General features: G+C 77.2%; 21 protein-coding genes. 12 read left to right on the top strand and 9 right to left on the bottom strand.

Annotation, left to right across the window (positions count from 1 at the left end):
- Window positions 1-16: 16 nt before the first annotated feature.
- Window positions 17-586, top strand: coding sequence for a hypothetical protein (locus BLS21_RS01715; RefSeq protein WP_091212952.1), 570 nt, complete (start codon window positions 17-19; stop codon window positions 584-586).
- Window positions 587-668: 82 nt separating this feature from the next.
- On the opposite strand, the gene BLS21_RS01710 is transcribed toward BLS21_RS01715, so the two are convergent.
- The gene (locus BLS21_RS01710; RefSeq protein ID WP_091212949.1) at window positions 669-944 is read right to left on the bottom strand and encodes a helix-turn-helix domain-containing protein; all 276 of its coding nucleotides are present in this window, start codon (window positions 942-944) and stop codon (window positions 669-671) included.
- A 181-nt stretch (window positions 945-1,125) separates the two neighbouring features.
- On the opposite strand from BLS21_RS01710, the gene BLS21_RS01705 reads away from it, so the two are divergent.
- The 4 genes from BLS21_RS01705 (at window position 1,126) to BLS21_RS01690 (ending at window position 5,477) form a co-directional block, all read left to right on the top strand.
- A complete protein-coding gene (locus tag BLS21_RS01705; protein WP_091212946.1) occupies window positions 1,126-2,130 on the top strand; it encodes an SAF domain-containing protein in 1,005 nt (334 codons plus the stop codon).
- The gene (locus BLS21_RS01700; RefSeq protein ID WP_091212943.1) at window positions 2,130-3,428 is read left to right on the top strand and encodes a CpaE/TadZ family protein; all 1,299 of its coding nucleotides are present in this window, start codon (window positions 2,130-2,132) and stop codon (window positions 3,426-3,428) included. The genes BLS21_RS01705 and BLS21_RS01700 overlap by 1 nt, the downstream gene beginning before the upstream one ends.
- 84 nt (window positions 3,429-3,512) lie before the next feature.
- Window positions 3,513-4,892 (top strand): WS/DGAT/MGAT family O-acyltransferase, encoded by a 1,380-nt coding sequence (locus tag BLS21_RS01695; protein WP_091212939.1) that lies wholly within the window; start codon window positions 3,513-3,515, stop codon window positions 4,890-4,892.
- Window positions 4,893-4,964: 72 nt separating this feature from the next.
- Window positions 4,965-5,477 carry a DUF6912 family protein gene (locus BLS21_RS01690; RefSeq protein ID WP_091212935.1) on the top strand — a complete coding sequence of 171 codons (513 nt, stop codon included), beginning with the start codon at window positions 4,965-4,967 and terminating at the stop codon, window positions 5,475-5,477.
- A gap of 19 nt (window positions 5,478-5,496) precedes the next feature.
- Here BLS21_RS01690 and BLS21_RS01685 read toward each other — a convergent pair whose 3' ends face one another.
- Window positions 5,497-9,663 carry a type VII secretion EssC family protein gene (locus BLS21_RS01685; protein WP_139176987.1) on the bottom strand — a complete coding sequence of 1,389 codons (4,167 nt, stop codon included), beginning with the start codon at window positions 9,661-9,663 and terminating at the stop codon, window positions 5,497-5,499.
- A 150-nt stretch (window positions 9,664-9,813) separates the two neighbouring features.
- Here BLS21_RS01685 and BLS21_RS01680 point away from each other — a divergent pair, with 150 nt between their 5' ends.
- Window positions 9,814-10,107: a WXG100 family type VII secretion target gene (locus BLS21_RS01680; RefSeq protein WP_091213761.1), complete on the top strand. Its 294-nt coding sequence runs from the start codon at window positions 9,814-9,816 to the stop codon at window positions 10,105-10,107.
- Between the two features lie 34 nt (window positions 10,108-10,141).
- On the opposite strand, the gene BLS21_RS01675 is transcribed toward BLS21_RS01680, so the two are convergent.
- Together BLS21_RS01675 and BLS21_RS01670 are read right to left on the bottom strand one after the other, a co-directional pair.
- Window positions 10,142-11,068 (bottom strand): MFS transporter permease, encoded by a 927-nt coding sequence (locus BLS21_RS01675; RefSeq protein ID WP_091212929.1) that lies wholly within the window; start codon window positions 11,066-11,068, stop codon window positions 10,142-10,144.
- Window positions 11,065-11,565 carry a hypothetical protein gene (locus BLS21_RS01670; RefSeq protein WP_245699935.1) on the bottom strand — a complete coding sequence of 167 codons (501 nt, stop codon included), beginning with the start codon at window positions 11,563-11,565 and terminating at the stop codon, window positions 11,065-11,067. The genes BLS21_RS01675 and BLS21_RS01670 overlap by 4 nt, the downstream gene beginning before the upstream one ends.
- 137 nt (window positions 11,566-11,702) lie before the next feature.
- Here BLS21_RS01670 and BLS21_RS01665 point away from each other — a divergent pair, with 137 nt between their 5' ends.
- Window positions 11,703-12,212: a MaoC family dehydratase gene (locus BLS21_RS01665; protein ID WP_091212924.1), complete on the top strand. Its 510-nt coding sequence runs from the start codon at window positions 11,703-11,705 to the stop codon at window positions 12,210-12,212.
- Between the two features lie 25 nt (window positions 12,213-12,237).
- Here BLS21_RS01665 and BLS21_RS01660 read toward each other — a convergent pair whose 3' ends face one another.
- The gene (locus BLS21_RS01660) at window positions 12,238-12,663 is read right to left on the bottom strand and encodes an NUDIX domain-containing protein (protein ID WP_245699934.1); all 426 of its coding nucleotides are present in this window, start codon (window positions 12,661-12,663) and stop codon (window positions 12,238-12,240) included.
- Between the two features lie 76 nt (window positions 12,664-12,739).
- Here BLS21_RS01660 and BLS21_RS01655 point away from each other — a divergent pair, with 76 nt between their 5' ends.
- The 5 genes from BLS21_RS01655 to BLS21_RS01640 all read left to right on the top strand — a co-directional run bounded on the left by BLS21_RS01655 (window position 12,740) and on the right by BLS21_RS01640 (window position 16,127).
- Window positions 12,740-13,363 carry a DUF6758 family protein gene (locus BLS21_RS01655; RefSeq protein ID WP_091212918.1) on the top strand — a complete coding sequence of 208 codons (624 nt, stop codon included), beginning with the start codon at window positions 12,740-12,742 and terminating at the stop codon, window positions 13,361-13,363.
- Window positions 13,364-13,496: 133 nt separating this feature from the next.
- Window positions 13,497-13,652 (top strand): hypothetical protein, encoded by a 156-nt coding sequence (locus tag BLS21_RS24905; RefSeq protein WP_175479359.1) that lies wholly within the window; start codon window positions 13,497-13,499, stop codon window positions 13,650-13,652.
- 6 nt (window positions 13,653-13,658) lie between these two features.
- The gene (locus BLS21_RS01650) at window positions 13,659-14,387 is read left to right on the top strand and encodes a PH domain-containing protein (protein ID WP_091212915.1); all 729 of its coding nucleotides are present in this window, start codon (window positions 13,659-13,661) and stop codon (window positions 14,385-14,387) included.
- Window positions 14,387-15,262, top strand: a complete 876-nt coding sequence (locus BLS21_RS01645; protein WP_091212912.1) for a PHP domain-containing protein — start codon at window positions 14,387-14,389, stop codon at window positions 15,260-15,262. Before BLS21_RS01650 ends, BLS21_RS01645 begins: the two co-directional genes overlap by 1 nt.
- Before the next feature lie 10 nt (window positions 15,263-15,272).
- Window positions 15,273-16,127, top strand: a complete 855-nt coding sequence (locus BLS21_RS01640) for a RecB family exonuclease (protein WP_245699932.1) — start codon at window positions 15,273-15,275, stop codon at window positions 16,125-16,127.
- A gap of 114 nt (window positions 16,128-16,241) precedes the next feature.
- Here BLS21_RS01640 and BLS21_RS01635 read toward each other — a convergent pair whose 3' ends face one another.
- The 4 genes from BLS21_RS01635 to BLS21_RS01620 all read right to left on the bottom strand — a co-directional run bounded on the left by BLS21_RS01635 (window position 16,242) and on the right by BLS21_RS01620 (window position 20,894).
- Entirely contained in the window at window positions 16,242-17,114 is an 873-nt protein-coding gene (locus BLS21_RS01635) for an oxygenase MpaB family protein (protein WP_091212909.1), read from the bottom strand.
- Window positions 17,111-18,058 carry an alpha/beta fold hydrolase gene (locus BLS21_RS01630; protein ID WP_175479382.1) on the bottom strand — a complete coding sequence of 316 codons (948 nt, stop codon included), beginning with the start codon at window positions 18,056-18,058 and terminating at the stop codon, window positions 17,111-17,113. Before BLS21_RS01630 ends, BLS21_RS01635 begins: the two co-directional genes overlap by 4 nt.
- Window positions 18,059-18,141: 83 nt before the next feature.
- Window positions 18,142-19,284 carry an outer membrane protein assembly factor BamB family protein gene (locus tag BLS21_RS01625; protein WP_091212907.1) on the bottom strand — a complete coding sequence of 381 codons (1,143 nt, stop codon included), beginning with the start codon at window positions 19,282-19,284 and terminating at the stop codon, window positions 18,142-18,144.
- A gap of 89 nt (window positions 19,285-19,373) precedes the next feature.
- Complete coding sequence (locus tag BLS21_RS01620) at window positions 19,374-20,894, bottom strand: DEAD/DEAH box helicase (RefSeq protein ID WP_091212902.1); 1,521 nt, start codon at window positions 20,892-20,894, stop codon at window positions 19,374-19,376.
- Window positions 20,895-21,039 lie beyond the last annotated feature (145 nt).

The following is a 21,039-nucleotide window of genomic DNA, read 5'->3' as shown; positions in this document are numbered from 1 at the left end:
AACCGAGGAGGTGGCGATGCGGTGGCAACGGCTCTTCGCCGACCTGCAGGCGGAGTTCGACGAGGCGGAGGCCGCGGCCGAGCGGGCCGAGGACGCCTCACGCCGGCGGGTGGAGACCGGCGCCGTCCGGCTCGTGGACCGGCTGGCCGGTGCCCTCGACCGGCCGCTGGCCCTGCGGTGTTCCGGCGCCGGCGACGTGACCGGTGTCCTCGTCGAGGTCGGCGCCGACTGGCTGCTGCTGACCGACGACAGCCGGCGGGAGGTGCTCGTGGCGACGGCGACCGTGCGGACGGTCGCCGGGCTGGGACGCGCGACGGCTCCGGCCGCGGACGCCGGCCCGGTGCGTGCGCGGCTGGACCTGCGGCGGGCGCTGCGCGGACTGGCCCGCGACCGCAGCGTCGTGCAGGTCGTCCTGGACGACGGTGCGGCGTACGTCGGCACCGTGGACGGCGTCGGTGCCGACCACGTCGAGCTGGCCGAGCACGCCGCCGACCAGCCGCGCCGGGCGGCAGCCGTGCGAGGAGTGCGGGCGATCGCCCTGCCGGCGGTGGCGGTCGTGCGGACGCTGGCGCCCGGGCTGGACTGACCGGTCGGCTCCCGCCGGGGACCACGAGCCGGACCGGACCGGGCGCCGTGCGGGGTCGGGCTCTGCCCGGTGCCGTGCGGGCTCAGCCCCGGCGGCGCCCTCCCGGGCTGGTCGACGCGTCGTCCTGCTCGGCCTGCTCCTCGGCGGCGGGCTCCGCGGGCACGGTGCCGGCGCGCGCCTCGGCGTACTTCTGGGCGATGAAGCGCTCGAGCTCCTCGTTCTCGACCCGCCACTGGCCGCGGCCGCCGATCTGGATGGCGATGAGCTCCTTGCGGCGCACCAGCGCGTAGGCCTGCGACCACGAGACGTTGAGGATCTCGGCGACGTCGTCGAGGGTCAGGAACCGCGGTGTGGGCATCAGGTCTCCGTCCGGTCCCGGACAGTCTGGCAGCCCCGTCCGGGTGGCATGCGCGCCGTCCACAGCCCCGAACGTGTGGACAGCGCCTGCACGCAGCGGCGCACCTGTCCCATCATTCCCGTCCGACCGTGGGCCCACCCGGGCCGTCCACGGCTCTCGCGCAGATGGAGGACCGCCGGCTGTGAGCGCCACGCGCACCGTGCCCACCGCCCGGGGGGCGAGCACCCCGGGCACCGCCGCCCCCGTGCCGGCACCGGCACCGCGACGGGTCCGGCCGCCGCGCTGGCTCGACCTCCGGCTGGTGCTCGGCGTCCTGCTGGTGCTCGGCTCGGTCCTGCTCGGCGCCCGCGTGGTCGCCGCCGCCGACGCGACGGTGCCGGTGTGGTCGGCCGCGGGCGACCTCGCGGCCGGGACGGTGCTCACCGCCGGGGACCTCGTGGCCGTCGACGTCCGGCTGGACGACGTCGCCGGCGCCTACCTCGCGACCAGCACGCGACCGGAGGGCCGGACCCTCGCCCGGGCCGTGCGCAGCGGGGAGCTGCTGCCCCGGACGGCGCTGGAGGAGCCGGCCGAGCTGGTGCAGCTGGCGCTGCCGGTGCAGGCCGGCTACGTGCCGCCGGGGCTGGACCGCGGACAGGTCGTCGACGTCTACGCCGTCGCCGACCCCGCGGCCGGTGCCACCGGAGCCGGTGACGGGAGCGTGGCCCTCGTCGTGGCGGCGGCTCCGGTGCAGGCGATCTCGGGCCGCACGGAAGGGGTGCTGTCCACCGCCACGACCACCGTGCAGGTCGTCGTCTCGGTACCGGCCGACCAGGCGCCGGCCGTGCTCGGCGCGATCGGTGGCCGCCCACTGGTGGTCGTCGTGCACGGTTCGGTGGACGGCGCCGGCGGTGCGGCGTCGGGCCCGGCGACCGCCGCGCCCTCCGTCACGCCCTCGACCTCCCGGTCCACGCCCTCGACCTCCGGGTCCTCGCCCTCGATCTCGGCGCCCGCGCCGTCGACCGCTGCACCCTCGGCCGCTGCGGTGATCCCGCCGGCCGCCGCACCGGCCCGGTCCGCGCCGCCCGCGGCTGGGGCCGCCGGGCCGACCCCCGGCGCGGCTCCGCCGTCGGTCGAGCCCTCCGCCGTCCCGCCGTCCCGGCAGGGCACCCAGGCGCCCAGCGTCCCGGCGGCCGGGACCCCCTGATGGCGCTGCAGGTCTTCACCGCCGTCACCGGTGCCGGGTGGGAGTCCGCGCTGGTGGGCGCCCTCGACCGGACCGACCACGGCGTCACCGTCGTCCGCCGGTGCGTGGACGTCTCCGAGCTGCTGGCCGCTGCGGCCACGGGGACCGCGCAGGCCGCGCTCCTGTCGGCCGACCTCCGCCGGCTCGACGGGGACGCCGTCGCCCGGCTGGCGGCGGCCGGGGTGGCCGTCGTGGGACTGGTCGACCCGGGCGACGAGCGCGCCACCGACCGGCTCCACGGCCTGGGGATCGGGCGGGTCCTGCCGGCCGACGCCGAGCCCGAGGCCATCGCCCGGGCACTGCGCGAGGCGGTGGCCGGTGGCCCGCCCGCCGGCCGGGACATCGCCGACCCGCGGGCCGCGCTGCCCGCGCCCGGGCTGCCGGCGCCGGCGCCGGAACGGTCGGCCGGCCGGGGCCGCGTGATCGCGGTCTGGGGGCCGACCGGAGCACCCGGCCGCACCACCGTCGCCGTGGGGCTCGCCGACGAGGCCGCCCGGCTGGACGTGTCGACCCTGCTGGTCGACGCGGACGTCTACGGCGGCGTGGTGGCCCAGGTGCTCGGCCTGCTCGACGAGTCGCCCGGGCTGGCCGGTGCGGCGCGGCAGGCAGCCGCCGGGACCCTCGACGAGGCAGCGCTCGGCCGGCTGGCCTGGGCGGTGCGCCCGCGGCTGGGCGTCCTCACCGGGCTGGCGCGCGCGGACCGCTGGCCCGAGCTGCGGCCGCGCGCCGTGGCCGCCGTCCTGGAGGAGGTGCGCCGCAGCGCCGAGCTCACCGTGGTCGACTGCGCCTTCAGCCTGGAGGAGGACGAGGAGCTCTCCTTCGACACCGCGGCGCCCCGGCGCAACGGCGTGACGCTCACCGTCCTGGAGGCCGCGGACACCGTGCTGTGCGTCAGCGGGGCGGACCCCGTGGCGCTGCAGCGCAGCATCCGGGCCCTCGGCGAGCTGCGCGACGTGCTGCCCGATGTCGAACCGGTGGTGGTCGTCAACCAGGTGCGGCGTGGACCGGTGCCCGGCGACCCCCGCCGCGAGATCGGCGATGCTCTGGAGCGCTTCGCCGGCCGCGAGGTGGGCTTCTTCCTGCCCGCCGATCGACGCGCCACCGACGCGGCCCTGGCCGATGGACGCACGTTGGCCGAGGTCGCGCCGTCCTCTCCGCTGCGCACGGAGGTGCGGGCGATGGCCGCCGCGCTCACCGGCGTGCCGGTGCCGGCAGCGTCCGGCCGGGGACGTCCGCGACTGCGCCGACGCGCCGGGTGAGGCGACGGGCGCCACTCCACGCGGGCTGTCGGTCAGGCGGTGCCGCGCCGTAGCGTGAGCACACCGACCGGGAGGAGACCGAAGGTGGAGCGCCTGACCACCCTGGACGCGTCGTTCCTCTACCTCGAGAAGCCGGACAACCCGATGCACGTGGCCGGCGTCCTCCTGCTCGAGCCGCCGGCGGGCGGCCTGGACGCGATCGCCGCTCTGATCGAGGCCCGGCTCCCGCTGGTGCCGCGCTACCGGCAGCGGGTCCTCGAGGTGCCGGGCCACCTGGCCAACCCGGTGTGGGCCGACGACCCGGACTTCGACATCGAGTACCACGTCCGCCGGTCCGCGGTACCCCGGCCGGGGACGCAGGCCCAGCTGCTCGACCTCGTCTCCCGGGTGGTCGCCCGCCCGCTGGACCGGGGGCGGCCGCTGTGGGAGGTCTACCTCGTGGAGGGCCTGGCCGAGGGCCGGGTCGCGGTCATCACGAAGACGCACCCGGCGCTGGTCGACGGACTGGGCACCGTCGACATCGGGCAGGTCCTGCTGGACGACTCGCCGGACGCGACGGTCCCCCCGCCCGGCCCGTGGCGACCCCGCCGGCTGCCCGGCGCGCTGCAGCTGGTGGGCGAGGCCGTGGCGGAGTACGCGGCGCGCCCGACGGCGGTCGTCGAGACCGCGCGGCACGCCGTCACCGACGCGCGGGCCACCGGCGCGCGGGTGACCGGCGCCGCGCAGGGTGCCGTGCGCGCGGCGCGGTCGGCCCTGTTCCCGGCTCCGCACACGCCCCTCGACGCGACGCACGGCAGCCAGCGTCGTGTGGCGGTCGCCCGGGCCGACCTCGACGACGTCAAGCGGGTCCGCAAGGCGCACGGCGGGACGGTCAACGACGTGCTGCTGACCGTGGTGACCGGAGCACTGCGGGACTGGCTGCTCTCGCGGGGCCAGGCGGTCGTCGGGTCCACCTCGGTGCGGGCGCTGGTGCCGGTGTCGGTGCAGGACGACGAGGACGAGGCCCCCGGCACCCGGGTGTCGAGCTACCTGGTGGACCTCCCCGTCGGCGAGCCCAACCCGCGGGTGCGGCTGACCCGGCTGAGCTTCGCCATGCGCGGGGTGAGCCAGCACGGCCGGTCGGTCGGCGCGGACGCGCTCATCGCGCTCACCGGCTTCGCCCCGCCCACGCTGCACGCCCTCGGCGCCCGGGCGGCGCGCGGCCTGTCCCGCCGGATGGCCAACCTGGTGGTCACCAACGTGCCGGGGCCGCAGGTGCCCCTGTACGCCGCCGGCGCCCGGATGCTCGAGGTCTTCCCGGTGGTCCCGCTCGCCCCGGGGCAGGGGCTGTCGGTGGGCATCACCAGCTACGACGGGTGCGTCTACTTCGGCCTGAACGCCGACCGCGACGGCGTCGGGGACGTCGACGTGCTCGCCGACCTCATCGAGCAGGAGCTCGCCGTCCTGGTCGAGACCGCGGGCTGACCCGCGGCCCGCGGGGCCGTCCCCGCGCCGGGATACCGTCGTGCGTCCCCTCGGCGCGAAGGAGCCAGCCCGGTGCGTGTGTACCTGCCCGCCACGACCAACGTCCTGCGGACGCTCGTGGACGAGGGACGCCTGACCGGGCCGTTCACCGCCTTCGCGGTCACCCCGGGCCTGCGTGAGTTCTACGCCCTCAGTGACGCCGGGGCCGACGACGAGGAACTCGAGTACGCCGCCCTCCTCGCGGCCGCGCGGGCCAGCCTCCGGCTGGTCGACGTCGACCCCTCCGCCGCCCGCCGCCGGGTCGTGCTGGCCGCCGACGTCCCCGACTCCGCGGTCGCCGAGATCGAGGACCCGGACGCCGACCGCGGTGCCGTCCGCATCACCGGGGACGTCGCGCTGGCCGAGGTCGCCAGCGCGCACGTCGACGGCGCGGAGGCCGAGGACGACGTCCGGGCGGCGGTCGACGTGGTGCTCGAGGCCGACCTCGGCAGCGAGGACGCCCAGTTCGTCGTCGACCAGGCCGAGGGTCACGAGCTCGCCTGGTACGCCACCCAGGAGATCGGGACGCTGCTCGAGCTGCTGTGATCCCGGGACGGGTGGCCGGTCACCACGCTGCACCGCAGGCTCCGCTGCCCACCGCGGCCGGGACGCGGTCCAGCGGCGGATCGCGACGGGCGACCTGCACCCGCTCCGCCGCACCCGCCACCACCAGCCAACCCGAGCCGGGGCGCGCCGGGACCGGTGTGCGGGGGAGCCGGATGCCCAGCAGGTCGGCGTCCCCGGGCCCCGGTGACAGCAGCAGGCCGCTGCGCCGCCGCCGCAGCGCGGGCACCGGGCCCCGGTAGGCCGCTGACAGCTCGGCCGCCGTCCCGGCCACGAGGAGGACGACGTCCGTCACGGCCTCGGCCGCGGTGAGCGCGCCGAACACGGCGGAGTCCGCCAGGGCGGCGGGGTCGTCGACGACGACCGCGCCGGGAGTGCCGCGCAGCCCGGCGAGCCACTCCTGCCAGCCGGCGAGGTCCGTGGCGTCCAGCCGGGGGAGGGCGGCGGTGCTCCCCGCGGACGCCCGGTCCGGGTCCCGGACGACCTGCAGGACCGCGGCCCCCGCAGCGGCGAGGTGGCGCGCCGCGCACGCCAGCGCCGTGGTCCGTCCGCTGCCGGGCGGCCCGGCGACGAGCAGGCCGCCGGTGCGGGCCAGGTCGACGGTCAGCACGCCGCCGCCGTCACCGCCGGGCCCGACCGGCAGCAGCAGCGGGGGCCCGCCGTCGGTCGGCTCCGGCAGCGGCAGCACGGGGGCGGTCGGCAGCTCGGGGATCGACAGCGGACCCCCGTGGCGGGGTGGGCCGGGCCAGGTCCGGGGCAGCTCGCGGGGCAGGACGAGCTGGCACTCCCGGGCCTCCTCCCCGACCAGCGCCCGACCGGGTGGCCGGTGCCCGGGCACGTCGCGGGCCGGGATTCCCGCGACGGCGTAGTCGGCGCGGTCGGGCAGCGGCAGGACCAGCCGGGTGCCGACGGTGTTGGCCAGCCGGCCGCCCGGGACGGCGCGATCGGCGGTGAGCAGGCACGTCAGCCCGGCCGCGCCGCCGTCCCGGACCAGGCGCAGCAGGGCCGCCGACCCCCGGCCGGGATCGGACTCGTCGAGCTGCGTCATGACCGACTCCACACCGTCGACGAGCAGCAGCAGGTGGGGGCGAGGTCCACCGGGCGGTGCCGCGCGCCGTGCCGCGACCTCCTGCGTCAGCCGGTCCAGCAGCCGCACGGTCCGCAGGGCGTCGTCCCCACCGACCGCGGTGCCGGTGTGCGGGAGGCCGGTTCCTGCCGCGGCCAGCCCGCCGCCGCCGTGGTCGAGCACGTGCAGGTGCAGCCGGTCGGGGCCGAGTGCGGTGACCGCCTCGGCGAGCGCAGCCCGCAGGAACGTCGTCCGCCCGCTGCGCGGACCGCCGACCGCGAGCCAGCCGCCGGCTCGGTCCAGGTCCAGCTCCAGCGGCTCCTGCGTCTGCGCGTCCGGGCGGTCGAGCAGTCCCAGCCGGAGCCGGGGGCTCGTACCGTCCCCCGCGAGGCCCCGCAGGTCGACGGCGGTCAGGTGGTCGGGCAGGGCGGGCTGCCACGGTCGGTGCGGCCGCGGCCGCCCCGTCTCGACGGCCCGGCGTGCCAGCTCCGCGGTGAGCCGGGCCAGGTCGCTGGACCCGGCCGGCACCTCCTCCGCCACCGGGACGACGGGGACCGGCCAACCCCACGGGGCCACCCGCGGTCCGGCGTCCCGGACACCGTGCGGCCCGCCGCTGACCCGTGCCGCCTGGAACGGCACGGGCGCGCCGCCACCGGTCCGCAGGTAGCCGCGGCCGGGGACGTCGACCGGCAGGACGGCGGCGTGTGCCGAGCCGAGCACGTCGCGGGACTCGGCCTCGTCGGTCGTCCGCAGGCAGATGCGCAGTGTGCAGTTGGCCCGGATCTCCGGGGAGACGACGCCGCCGGGACGCTGGGTCGCCAGCACCAGGTGCACGCCGAGCGAGCGCCCCCGCTGCGCGATGCCGACGAGTCCGGACAGGAAGGCGGGCAGTTCCTCGGCCAACCCGGCGAACTCGTCCACGACGATCACCAGGCGGGCCAGCTCGACCGCCTCGGGCAGGGCCGCCAGGTCGGGGACGCCGTGAGCGGCGAGGAGTGCCTCGCGGCGGGTGAGCTCGGCGGTGAGCGACCGCAGCGCCCGGGCGGTCGTCGCGCCGTCGAGGTCGGTCAGCAGCCCCACGGTGTGCGGGAGCTCGGCCGCCTCGGCGAACGCCGCTCCGCCCTTGTAGTCGACGAGCAGGAACGAGCACCGGTCCGGCGGGTGGGCCAGGGCCAGGGCGGCGATCAGCGTCTGCAGCAGCTCGGACTTGCCCGAACCCGTGGTCCCGGCCACCAGGGCGTGCGGCCCGTGCCGGCACAGGTCGACCGACAGGTCCCCGGTCGCGGTGCGGCCCAGCGTCGCGACCAGCGAGTCGCGCGCCCGGGACCACCCGCCGACCGCGGCGGCCGCCAGGTCGAGCAGCCGGACCTGGCGGGGGAGCGCGGCGCCGGAGGCGGCGGGCGCGAGCACGGCCAGGTCGCGCGCCAGCTGTGCGGCCACCCGCCGCGGCAGCCGGTCGACGGCCCCCACCGGCTGCTCGCCCGTACCGGACCGGAGCAGGGTCGCCCGCTCGCCGGTCTCACCGCCGAGCAGCAGGACGGCGTCCCCGAGCCCGGGGAGGTCCGCTGCCGAGGAGCCGCAGCCGAGGACGACGACCCGGACGGCGTGCGCGCTGCGCAGCGCGGCCAGCACGCGGGGCCCGAGGGGCCGGTCGACCAGCACGGCGACCCAGCCGAGGGCACCCTCCTCGCCGCCCGCCCGGCGGGACACCAGGGCGGTGAGCCACCGGAGGGTGTCCTCGTCGGGGTCGTCCTGGGGAGCGGTGCGGACGTGCACCGACCCATCGGCGAGGTGCGGCAGCCACCGCAGCCAGGCCCAGTCGGCCAGCCGGTCGGGTGTGGTGAGCAGGGCCAGCTCCACCTCGCCGGGCGCGTGCAGCGCCGCGAGCTGGCCCAGGACGCCGGCGAGGACGCCCACCGCCGGCTCACGCGGACCGGCGACGCCGAGCCCCCCGGTGGCGGCCAGCTCGACGACGACGGGCAGCCGGTCCGACCGCTCCCGGCCACGGGAGCCGTCGGGGTCCACCCGCACCACGCGGGACTCCCCGGGGCCGGTACCGATCCGCACGGCCAGCGCGTCGGCGTCCCCCCGGCGCCGGTGCCAGAGGTCGGTGGACCGGCGGCGGGCCGCGGTGGCCAGGGCGGCCAGGTCCGGGGAGGCGGCCTCGGCCGCGCGCTCGTCGGCGCGGAGCGCGGCCGCCAGCCGCACCTCCGCCTCGGCGAGCTCCGCGGCGTGGGCTGCCCGGGCGCGCCGCGTCGTGCGCCGGCCCGACCACCGGTCGGAGAGCCACGTGCCCACCGCCACCACCGGACTGAGCAGGGCGAGGAAGAGGAAGTGCGGAGCGTCGAGCACCCAGGCGAGGGCCACGCCACCGACCGCCGGGAGGGCCACGGCCACCCACGCCAGCCGCCGAGGCGGTGCGGGGACGGGAGCGGCCGGGAGCGCGATCTCGACGACCTCGCGCGGCTGGTGCAGGCGCGGGTGCGGACGCAGCTGCAGCCGTCCACCACCCCCGGGCCGGACGGCGGCGCGGGCGCTGCCCGGTCCCGTCGTCCGCAGCGTGCTCGACCCCAGCCGGAGCGGTGCCCCGGACGGCCACGGCCGCGGCTGTCCGTCGAGGGGCGCGCCGTCCAGCCGGCTGCCGTTGCTGGAGCCGAGGTCGCGGACGGTGAGGTCCCCGGCGCCGACCTCGACGAGCACGTGCTGGCGGGAGACGGCGGGGTCGGTCAGCCGGACGGCGGCGTCACCGCCGCGGCCGACGACGTGCCGGCCGCGGTCCAGGGGCAGCGCCGTCCCGGCGTCCGGGCCGCCGATCACGTGCAGTTCCAGCGCGCTGGCCCCCACCGCGGCGCCCGGGCGGGGGCCGGGCCGGCCGAGGCCCAGCAGCGCCCCGTGCAGCAGCGCCGGGTCGGTGAGCAGGAGGTCGGGAGCCAACCGGGTGCTGCCGGACCAGAGCTCTGCGGACGGCAGGCGCAGCGCGGCGGCCAGCGGGGGCAGGACCGCGCCGAGCCGCTCGTCGTCGCGGGCGGAGACCGCCACGTCGAGGGCGCCGCCGGACGTGACGAGGGTCCAGCAGCGGGTGGCGGGGGAGGGGGCGGGCACCTCTCGACCCTGGCTCCCGTGCTCCGCCGCTCGGGGCCCGCTCACGGATCTGTGGACGGCGGATGCGCTGTGGACGACCGGCGTGGGCCGGAGAGGGCCAGCACCTACCGTCCGCCCCGACCGGGAGGGACCCGGACCAGAGGAGGACACGTGAAGGTCGAGATCACCACCCTGGAGTCGCTGGCCGGGCAGTGCCGCGCCGAGGCCGCCGAGACCACCGCCCGGCACACCACCCTGTCGAGCAGCGTGGACGCCTCGGTGCTCGAGGGGTGGACCGACAGCCAGGCCGCGGCCCGGTTCACCGAGCTCTACGAGCAGTGGCGGCTCAGCGCGCACGGGGTCAGCGACGCGCTCACCGGCATGGGCGGTCTGCTCAGCAGCGTGGCGGCGTCCTACCAGCAGCACGAGGCGGACATGGCGGCCCGCATCGGTGCGCTGATCTGACCGGGCCCGGATCCGGCACAGCCCGCGGGCCGGCTCAGCCCGGGGGTGCGGCCCCGGCCGGGGAGACCTCGGCCGGGTGCCCGCCGCCGGTCCGGGCGCGCAGCCGGCGGGTGGCGTCGGGCAGCCGCTCCCACGGCAGGACCGACAGGATGGCGACGCAGTGCGGCAGGAAGATGATCGCCACGCTGGCGTAGACGGCCAGGTGGAAGCCGAGGAGGAAGATCACCAGCGCGATCCGCGCGCGGGCCGACCAGACCAGCAGCATGAGCGGTGCGGCGAACTCCAGCGCCAGCATCGCCCACTGGGCACCCACGAGCAGGCCGGGCGTCTCGAGGGTCCAGTCCGACAGCACGGTGCCGCGCCGCACCATGGCCCGGGCCAGCGTGGAGCCGGTGGCCCAGTCCCAGCCGCCGAAGCGCATCTTGGCCCAGGCGGCCAGGAAGTAGGTGAGCATGACGGTGATGAAGACCGCCGCCATGGCCCAGCCGGCCGCCTCCGAGGAGCGCTTGTCGCGCCACCGCACGCGTCCGATGGTGGGCAGCACCGCCAGCGCGACGAGGTAGGCGATCCGGTCGTGGTCCACCTTCCCGTAGCTCATCGCGATGACCATCCACTCGAAGTAGAGGAGGAACACCGCGGTGCCCAGCAGGCGGGGCGCCCGGCCGGTCGCCGCCACCAGGGCGGTGACGACGAGGGCCCACTGCACGACGGACACGACCGCCGGGGTGGGCGTCGGCAGGGGGAGCAGCCGGCCGATGGTCAGCGGCGCGTACCACTCGGTGGGGACGTCGGCGTGCGCCCGCACCCAGGCCGTGGTCAGGAAGACGTCGACCGGCACGAACAGGTAGGCGATGGTCCGGAACACGGCGACGCGCGCCAGCGGGACGGGCCGGAACCACCAGTCCGACCACGCGCGGCGGCCCGAGACGGACGGCGCAGCGGGGGAGGCGGTCGTGCTCACGGGGTGCCCTCCTGGCCGGTCGCCACGGCGTGGTCGACGAGCACGCTCTCGGTGACCTCGCCGGTGCGCCGGCCGCCGTCGAGCGCGTGCCGCCGCTGCACCACCCGCACCGCCACGAGCGGCGCGGCGTCGGGGTGGCGGTCGGCGTAGGACTCGGCGAGCAGACCCAGCAGCTGCGGCTCCTCGACGAGGCGGGGCAGCTGCCCCTCGAACTCGGCCCGGCGCAGCCCCACCTCGCCGCCGGAAAGCCGCACCTCGTCGCCGCCGGCGGTCACGCCCACCACGCTGGTGGAGACCACCGGGCGGTCGGGGTCGGCGCGGGTCGAGTACATCCGGAACGGGCCGAACGGGAACTCGGAGTCGTTGCCCCACAGCGTGCCGCCGAGCAGCAGCGCGAGCACGACCGCGGTGGCGGCGAGCCGGACCCGGCGGCCGGTGGGCGAGAGCGTCCGGACACCGGGCTCCCCGGTGTCCGGAACGGGGGGAGCCGGTACCACGGGCGCATCGTAGGATCGGCGGCCGTCCAGATGGGTCACCGACGCGGGGTGGGCAGCTGGCCCGCCGGGCGTGGTGGGCCCGTGTCCGGCGACCGCCCGGTGCCCCGATGTCAGCGTCGACACCGCGGAGGCAGCACGTGCAGTTCGGTCGGTACTACGAGGAGTTCGAGGTCGGTGCGGTCTACAAGCACTGGCCGGGCAAGACCGTCACCGAGTACGACGACCACCTGTTCTGCCTCATCACCATGAACCACCACCCGCTGCACCTGGACAGCCACTACGCGGCGGAGACCACCGACTTCGGGAAGAACGTCGTCGTCGGCAACTACGTCTACTCGCTGCTGCTCGGCATGAGCGTCCCGGACGTGTCGGGCAAGGCCATCGCCAACCTGGAGATCGAGTCGCTGCGGCACGTGGCGCCGACCTTCCACGGCGACACCATCTACGGCGAGACGACGGTGCTGGACAAGACCGAGTCGCGGTCGAAGGACGACCGCGGCGTCGTCCACGTCGAGACCATCGGCTACAAGCAGGACGGCACCGTCGTCTGCGTCTTCCGGCGCAAGGTCATGGTGCCCAAGCGCTCGTACGGCGAGGCCCGCGGCGGCGAGCAGCCCGGCCGCCCGGAGCCCAGGCCGCGCAGCTGACCGGCGGGCGTGCTGCCGGGCCGGCTCAGGACGGCAGCACGCCCCAGCCGCGCAGCGTCTCCAGCAGCCGCGGCGTGCAGGTCAGCCGCTCGAGGTCGGCCGCGTCGGCGAAGACGACGTCGTCCGCGTCGTCGCCGGCCACCGGGACGGCCGCCGGGTCCAGCAGCGTGCAGGCCAGGTCCACCACGTCGTAGACGACACCTTGGCCCGGGATCCGCACGCGGCCCACCTCGGCACCGGCCTGCACCGCCAGCCCGGTCTCCTCGCGCACCTCGCGCTCGACCGCCGCGGCCACCGACTCCCCGGTCTCGACCCGGCCTCCGGGCACCGACCACAGCCCGCGCGAGGGCTCGTGGCCGCGCCGGACCAGCAGCAGCCGGCCGCGGGCGTCGAGCACCACCGCGCCGACGCAGGCGACCACGGGCAGGGCGGCGTCGGCGGTGGGGAGCACGCCCTGAACGGTACGCACGCACCCGGCAGCGGCCAGCGCTTGACGAACCCGTCCGGTCACAGGACGGTGATGCCCGATGACTGCGACCACGGTCTGTCCCCGCTGCGGCGAACGCGTGGTCGTCCGCCCCGGGAACTCGGCTCAGGCCTGGTGCCACGTGCACGGTGCGGTGACGCCGCTGCACCACACCCTGCTGGTGGCGCACGACGCCATCGCCGCGGTGACCGCCGACGCCCGGGTGCCCGCGTGGGTGCCCGACCCGATGCCACCGGGCTGGACGGTCACCGGCCTGGCGTGGGGCGGGGAGCCCGGGGCGCGCGCGATCGTCGTCGACTGCGCCGGACCGGCGCCGCTCGGCGGCTCGGCCGAGCTGGTGCTCGTCGCTGAGGAGCCGGGCACCGGGGTCGGCTGCGGATACGCCGGGCTGCCCGGCCCCGACCCCGGCGACGTCATCTCCGGCCCCTCGTCGGCCGACGTCGAGGCCGCCGGGCAGCGCGCGCCGCTGTGGGCGGTGCCGACCTCCGACGACCGCGCCGCCTTCGTGGGGGAGGCCTACGGCGTCTGGTTGTGGCTGGTCATGTGGCCGATGTCGGCCGCGTGGCTGCTCGCCGAGCGGCTGACGCTGCTCGACCTGCGCGAGCGGCTCTACCCCGACCTGCCGCTCGGTCCGCCCAGCGAGCACCTGCTGCCCGGACCGTGACGGACCGGACCGGACCGACCCGCATCCCCGGCGGCGTGTCCCCGGGTGGGGGTCCTGCGGCGTGTGTTACGCATGGGGCTCGCCGTGCGGGCGCCCCCGTCCGCGCGTCCGCCCGACAGCCACCGCGGAGGTGATGGTGAAGAAGGTCCTCACCTGGCTGGCACTCGCCTTCGTCGTCTTCTACGTCATCTCGGCGCCCGAGAGCTCCGCCGACTTCGTCCGCACCGCCGGCCACGCCCTCGGCGACGCGGCGTCCTCGCTGGCCGAGTTCTTCGAGTCCCTCGCGTAGGCCGGCGTGGGCGGCCCGGCGGCACCTCCCGACGGCCGCCGGCCGCGGTGGAGCAAGGACGCCGACAAGTACCTGCTCCCGCACGAGTTGCCGCCCGTCATCGCCACCCGCCGGCACTGGGCGGTGCTCGCCGTCCCCGTGGCCAAGGCCGCCCCGGCGCTGGTCGCCGGTCTCTGGCTGATGCTGCTCGACCCGGACGGCCGACTGCCGACCACCGCCGGCTTCCTCGTGCTCGTCGGCGCGCTGGTGTACCTCGCGCTGCGGGTCGGCGAGTGGTGGATGCGGCACTTCATCGTCACCAACCGCCGGGTGCTGCTGACCAGCGGGATCATCGTCCGGACCGTGGCCCTGCTGCCGCTGCGCCGCATCACCGACCTGACGTACAAGGAGACGCTGTTCGGCCAGCTGCTCGGCTACGGCACGTTCCGCTTCGAGTCGGCCGGCCAGCAGCAGGCGCTCTCGGAGATCACCTACCTGCCGCGGGCCGATCTGCTCTACCGCGACGTGAGCGACCTGCTGTTCGGCGGCAACGGCGCCGACAAGGGGGACGACGAGGGCGACGCCGAACCGTCGCCGCGGCGGCCCCGCCGGCCGTCGCCCCCGTCGTCGGACCGCCCCGCGCGGGACGCCCCCGCCGACGGACGGCGGGACACCCAGCCGATCCCGCCGCTGCCGCCGCGGCGTCCCCGCTCGCCGCGGGTGGCCGGCCGCAGGATGCGGCAGGCTGGGCGCTGATGCGGATCGACCTGCACACCCACTCGTCGGTGTCCGACGGCACCGACAGTCCCGCCGAGCTGCTCGCCGCGGCGCGGGGCGCGGGCCTCGACGTCGTCGCGCTCACCGACCACGACACCACCGCCGGGTGGGCCGAGGCGCAGCGGACCCGCCCCGAGGGGCTGACCGTCGTCCCGGGCATGGAGCTGTCCTGCCGCTGGTTCCCGGCGCAGGCGCCGCCGATCAGCGTGCACCTGCTGGCCTACCTGTTCGACCCCGAGCACCCAGGCCTGGCCGCCGAGCGGGCACGGCTGCGCGAGGAGCGGCTCGGTCGCGGGGAGCGGATCGTCGCCGGGCTCGCCGAGGCGGGGCACCCGGTCGTCTGGGACGAGATCGTCGAGCGCGCCGGCGGCGGGGTGGTGGGGCGGCCGCACGTGGCCCGCGCCCTGGTGGAGGCCGGCGTCGTCGACTCGGTCGACCAGGCCTTCGCCACGCTGCTGCACCACCGCAGCCCCTTCTACGTCGCCAAGGCCGACACCGACGTGCTCGCCGGCATCGCGCTGGTGCGCGCGGCCGGCGGGGTGCCGGTGTTCGCCCACGGCCTGGCCACCCGGCGCGGCCGGGTGGTCGGCGACGAGGCGATCGCGGCGATGGCCGAGGCCGGGCTGCTCGGCCTGGAGGTCGACCACCCCGACCACGACCCGGACGAGCGGGCCCACATGCGGGGGCTGGCCGGCGAGCTCGGGCTGCTGGTCACCGGCTCCAGCGACTACCACGGCAGCAACAAGACGACGCCGATCGCCGCCTGCACCACCGCGCCGGACCAGTACGAGGCGCTGCTGGCCGCCGGGACGGGCGCCGTGCCGTTCCCCGGGACCGGTGGCGCCGCCGGTTAGCGTGACCGGCGTGGGAGGCGCACAGCTGGAGATGCCGGGCATGCCGCGGCGGCTGTTCCCGGCGACGCCGAGCAAGCTGGCCACCTTCGGCGACTGCCCGCGCCGCTACCGGCACGCCTACGTCGACCGGCCCACCCCGGCCAAGGGCCCGGCATGGGCGCACAACAGCGTCGGTTCGGCGGTGCACGCCGCGCTGCGCTCGTGGTGGGAGCTGCCACTGCCCAAGCGCACGCCGGCCGCGGCGCGCCAGCTGCTGTACGGGGTCTGGTCGACCGCGGGCTTCCGCGACGCCGAGCAGTCCGACCGGTGGCGCGCCCGGGCCGCGGGCTGGCTCACCGACTACGTGAGCGACCTCGACCCCGCCGACGAGCCGGTCGGCACCGAACGGCAGGTGGCCGCCACCACCGAGCGGCTGGCGCTGTCCGGCCGGGTCGACCGGATCGACCAGCGGGGCGACGAGCTGGTCGTCGTCGACTACAAGACCGGGCGTTCGGTCTGCACCGACGACGAGGCCCGCGGCTCACCCGCCCTGGCCGCGTACGTGCTGGGCGTGCGGCGCACCCTGCGCCGGCCGTGCAGCCGGGTCGAGCTGCACCACCTGCCGTCGGGCACGGTGGCCGCCTTCGAGCACACCGACCGGTCGCTGGCCAACCACGTCCGCCGAGCGGAGGACGTCGCCGCCGACATCACCGCGGCGACCGCGGCCGTCGACGACGGGGTGGACCCGGACGCCGCGTTCCCCGCGGTCCCCGGCCGGCAGTGCGGCTGGTGCGACTTCCGGCCCAGCTGCGCGGTCGGCCGGGCGGCCACCCCGTCGCGGGAGACGTGGAGCTTCCTCGCCGAGGAGACCCCGCCCGACGCCTGATGGCCCGTCCGGGGCCCCGTCCTGAGCTCTGACGGCCCCCTTGCAGGGTCCCGCCGCGAGCCTGCGAGTGGCGGGGGGCAAGGGGGTCCTTCAAGGGGGCAGCCGGGTCCTTGTTCAGGCCGTGAGCGGTTCGGCGGACGCGACGCGCTCCCGGGCCGTCCGCACGATGGGCGACTCCCGCACCTGTGCCGGCACCGCCAGCGCCGCGCGGCGGAACGCCCGCACCGCGGCGGTCGCGGCGGTGTCGGTCAGGCCGTAGCCCGGCAGTCCGTACAACCGGCGGGCCCACCGGGGCAGCGTCGCGGCACCCATGGCGGCCAGGGTGCTCCACGCGGGCCGTGCGGGGGTCAGCAGCTGCACCCACCCCGGCATCGGGGGCACCAGGACGAACAGCGAGGCGTTCCGCGCCGCCGGGGTGACCGCCAGCTGGGGGCGGGTGCGCTGCAGGTAGGCGTCGAGCTCGGCCACGCCGGCCGGCACGTCGCCGGCCTCGCAGCCGATGAGCACCGCCGCGGTGACCTGCTCGGCGACGTAGCGGTCGGCGTCCTCGTCGGTCAGCGGCACCCCGGCGCGGCGGGCGACCGACAGCAGCGAGTCGACCTCGCAGCAGTGCACCCACAGCAGCAGGTCGGGGTCGTCGACGGCGTAGCTGCGGCCGGTGGTCTCCTCGACCGCCGTGTTGCCGCGGTGCATGCCGCGCACCCGGCGCACCGAGCGCAGCGCGTCCCGGCGGGTGCCGAAGGTCAGCGTGGCCACGTACTCGGCCGTGCGGGTCAGCCGCGCCCACGGATCGTCGGTGAAGGCGGTGGAGAAGCGGGCGACGCCGTCCATCGCCACCGGGTGCAGGGCCTGCAGCAGCAGCGCCCGGATGCCGCCGACGGAGAAGGCCGGGTCGGCGTGGATGCGCCAGCTGACGCTGTCGGGGCCGAAGAAGCCGAGCAGGTCCTCCTCGGCGGTGAAGTCGCGGATCGACGGCGTCCGGTTCACCGCAGCGCCCCGGCGTCCTCGGCGGAGCGGCCGGCAGCGGGGACCGAGGCCCAGAAGTCCACCAGGACCTCCACCGTGCGGGCCGGGTTCTCGATGGCGGGGGAGTGGATCGCGCCCGGGATGACCTCGTGCCGGGCGCCGAGCCGGTGCGCCATGTCCTCCTGCACGGCCGGTGTCCACGCGTCGTCCGCCACCCCGTGCGCCACCAGCACCGGGACGCCGGTGGCCGCGAGCTCGGCGACCCGGTCGGGCTCGGTGGTCATCGCGTCGGCCATGCCGCGCAGGCTCGCGGCGCTGGTGGCGAGGAACCGCCGGGCCAGGAACTCGCGGGTCCGCGCGGGCACCAGCTGCGCCTTCGGGTCGGTCATCGCCAGCTGCTCGAGCGTCTCGTGCACCAGCGGCACGCCCCCGGCGTCCAGCAGCGGGGCCAGGTGCTCGAGCAGCTCCGCCCGGGCGCCGCCCAACCGCGACGGGCCGGAGCCGAGCAGGGTGAGGCTGGTGAACGCCGCCGGCTCGGCCAGGACGGCGGCCCGGCTGACCAGCCCGCCGAAGGAGTGCCCGAGCAGGTGCAGCGCGCCGGCGCCCTCGGCGCGCAGCTGCCGGGCGACGGCCACCAGGTCCTCGCCCAGCTCGGCGACCGAGTAGCGGGCCGGGTCGTCGGGGCCGGGGGACTCGAACTGGCCGCGCTGGTCGAGCGCGACGACCCGGTGGCCGGCGGCGCACAGCGGGCGCAGCAGCGGCGCGAAGTCCTCCTTGCTCCCGGTGAAGCCCGGGACCAGCAGGACGGTGCCGCGCCCGCCGTCGCCCCCGGTGTCCAGCGCCGTCAGCGGACCCGCGCCGCCGTCGAAGGTGCGGTGCCGGGCGTCGTGGTCGGCGAGCTGGCGGAGGTCGTCGGGGGCGATCGAGAGAGGAGCGCGGTCGTCCGGGCCGCCGGGCATCACCATGCCCACCAGTCAACCTCGGCGGCGGCCCCCCTGCAGTCGACCCGCCGCGAGCCTGTGAGTGGTGGGGGGCAGGGGGGCCTGTTTCAGCGGTGGGCGAGGACGCGGTCGGGCAGCTGGTGGACGACGACCGGGCCGGCCACGGTGAGCAGCCCGCCGGCCGGCAGCGGTGGGGTGCCGACGCGCTGCAGCTCCTCGCCGGTGGCGAGGTCGCGGAGGACGACGGCGTCGCCCTCGGGCACCGGCACCGACGTCCCCACGTCGAGCAGCGCCCGGTCGACGGTGCCGACGGGCAGGCCGGTGGCCGGGGTGCGCCAGGACACCGAGCCGGTGCCCTGGTCGACGACGGTGAGCGTGCCGTCGGCCCACACGAGCGCGCTGGTGCCGACCGCGGTCACGAGCACCTCGCCGGCGGCCGGATCGTCGACGGACGTGGCGACGGGTGCGCCCAGCGGGGCGCCGTCGGTACCGGCGAGCAGCTGCACGCCGTCGTCCCCGCTGACGACGACCGCCTGCTCGACGCCGGTCAGCGCCATCCCCTCGGCCGTGTCGCGGGTCCACCGCGGGCTGCCGTCGTAGCCGTCGAGCAGGCGCACCCGCGTCGACCCGCCGCACTGCTCGAGGACGGCCACGCCGGCCCCGCCGACGTCCCCGTCGGCGAACGTGCAGCCCTCCTCCGGGGCGGCTCGCCAGCGGATGCTGTCGCCGACCGGGTCGAGGGTGAGCACGCCGGTCGGGCTGGTGGCCAGCACGATGCCCTCGGTGCTGGTGAGCACCGCGTCGGGGCGCAGGTCGAGGTTGCGGGTCCAGAGCCGGACGCCGGTGTCGACCGACAGCGCGACCGCCTCGTCGCAGCGGCCCTCGGTCCCGGAGACGGCGACGACGCGGCCGCCGACGAGGGTCCAGTCGCAGAGCCGGGCGTTGGCGCGGGTGTAGCGCCAGGCCTCCTCACCGGTGACCACGTCGAGCGCGCGCACCCCGTGCCCGTCGCCGACGACGACGCGACCGCCGTCCACGGTGGCCCGGGTCGCGCCGCCGGACGCCGTGGTCGGCGCGGTCCAGGCCGGGGAGACGGCACCGGCCGGCGTCCCGGTGGGGACGTCGGCCGGTGCTGCGGTGGTGCTGTCGGTGGCCGCCGCGTCCGAGCCCCGCCAGAGCAGGGCGGCGACGACCACGAGCGCCAGGGTGGCCGCCGTCCATCCCCACACCCGCAGCGGCGGACGCATCATCGGCTGGCTGGCCTCCTGCAGGAGGGCACGGCGGCCCCCTTGCAGGGTCCCGCCGCGAGCTTGCGAGCGGTGGGGGGCAAGGGGGTCCTTCAGGCGGCGGGTTCGGCCGAGCTGGGACCGGAGCCGCCGCGGCGACGCCGGCGCCGCTTGCGGGCCGGGGCCTCGCCGGACGCGGCGCCCTCACCGGAGGACGCCTCGACGGGCGCGTCGGTCGCGGCGGCGGCACCGGTCGTGGCCGCACCGCCCCCTCGCGTGCGCCGGCGCGGACGGCTCTTGCGGGCCGCGGCGGGCTCCTCGCCGTCCGACCGGGCCGGCCCGTGGCCGCCGCCGGAGCGGGTGCGCTTGCCGGTCTCGCCGAGGTCCTCGAGCACCTCGGCGTCGAGGCCCTCGCGGGTGCGCTGGGCGCGGGGCAGCCGGCCGGTCGCGCCCTCGGGCACGTCCAGGTCGGAGTAGACCCACGGCGAGGTCGAGTAGGTCTCCGGCGGGTCGGTGAACTCCAGGTCCAGCGCCTTGTTGATCAGCTGCCAGCGCGGGATGTCGTCCCAGTCGACCAGCGTGACGGCGACGCCCTCGCGGCCGGCGCGGCCGGTGCGGCCGATCCGGTGCACGTAGGTCTTCTCGTCCTCGGGGCACTGGTAGTTGACGACGTGGCTGACGCCGGTGACGTCGATGCCGCGGGCGGCGACGTCGGTGGCGACCAGGACGTCGACCTTGCCGCTGCGGAAGGCGCGCAGCGCCTGCTCGCGGGCGCCCTGCCCGAGGTCGCCGTGCACGGCGGCCGCGGCGAACCCGCGCTCGACCAGCTCGTCGGCGACCTTCTGCGCGGTGCGCTTGGTGCGGCAGAAGACCATCGCCAGGCCGCGGTCGCGGGCCTGCAGCACCCGGGCGAGCAGCTCGGGCTTGTCGAGGTTGTGCGCCCGGTAGACGAACTGGGTGGTCTGCGGGACCGTCGACCCCTCGTCGTTGCCGTGCGCCCGGATGTGCGTGGGCTGGGTCATGAACGACCGCGACAGCGTCACGATCGGGCCGGGCATCGTCGCGGAGAACAGCATGGTCTGCCGCTGCGCCGGGACCATCGCGAGGATCCGCTCGATGTCGGGCAGGAAGCCCAGGTCGAGCATCTCGTCGGCCTCGTCGAGGACCAGCACGCGGACCTTGCCGAGGATCAGGTGGCCCTGCTGGGCCAGGTCGAGCAGCCGCCCCGGGGTGCCGACGACGACCTCGACGCCGGCCTGCAGCGCGGCGACCTGCGGCTCGAAGGCGCGCCCGCCGTAGATGGCCTGCACGCGGGTGCCGCGCTTCTTGCCGGCGGTGGCCAGGTCGCGGGCGACCTGCACGCACAGCTCGCGGGTGGGGACGACGACCAGCGCCTGCGGGACGCCGTCGCCGCCCTCGGCCGGCGGGACGACGCGCTGCAGCATCGGGACGCCGAAGCCGAGGGTCTTGCCGGTGCCGGTGCGGGCCTGCCCGATGAGGTCGTGGCCGGCCAGCGCCAGGGGGAGGGTGAGCTCCTGGATGGCGAAGGTGCGGGTGATGCCCGCCTCCGCCAGCGCCGCGACGACGTCGGGGTGGACGTCGAAGTCGCTGAACAGCGGGGCGTCGTCGGCCACGGGGGCGCCGCCGAGCTCCTCGACGGCCTGCTCGAGCTGCTCGGGCGCGGGGGCGCCGGTCTCGGCGCGCTCGATCTCGGGGGTGGTGGGGGTGTTCTCGGTGGAGGTCAGTGCTCTCGCCTCTGGTCTGCTGGGGGCCGGCTCC

The organism is Geodermatophilus siccatus (assembly GCF_900103785.1).
GTDB classification, from domain to species: Bacteria; Actinomycetota; Actinomycetes; order Mycobacteriales; family Geodermatophilaceae; genus Geodermatophilus; species Geodermatophilus siccatus.
This window is presented reverse-complemented; position numbering and strand designations above follow the sequence as displayed.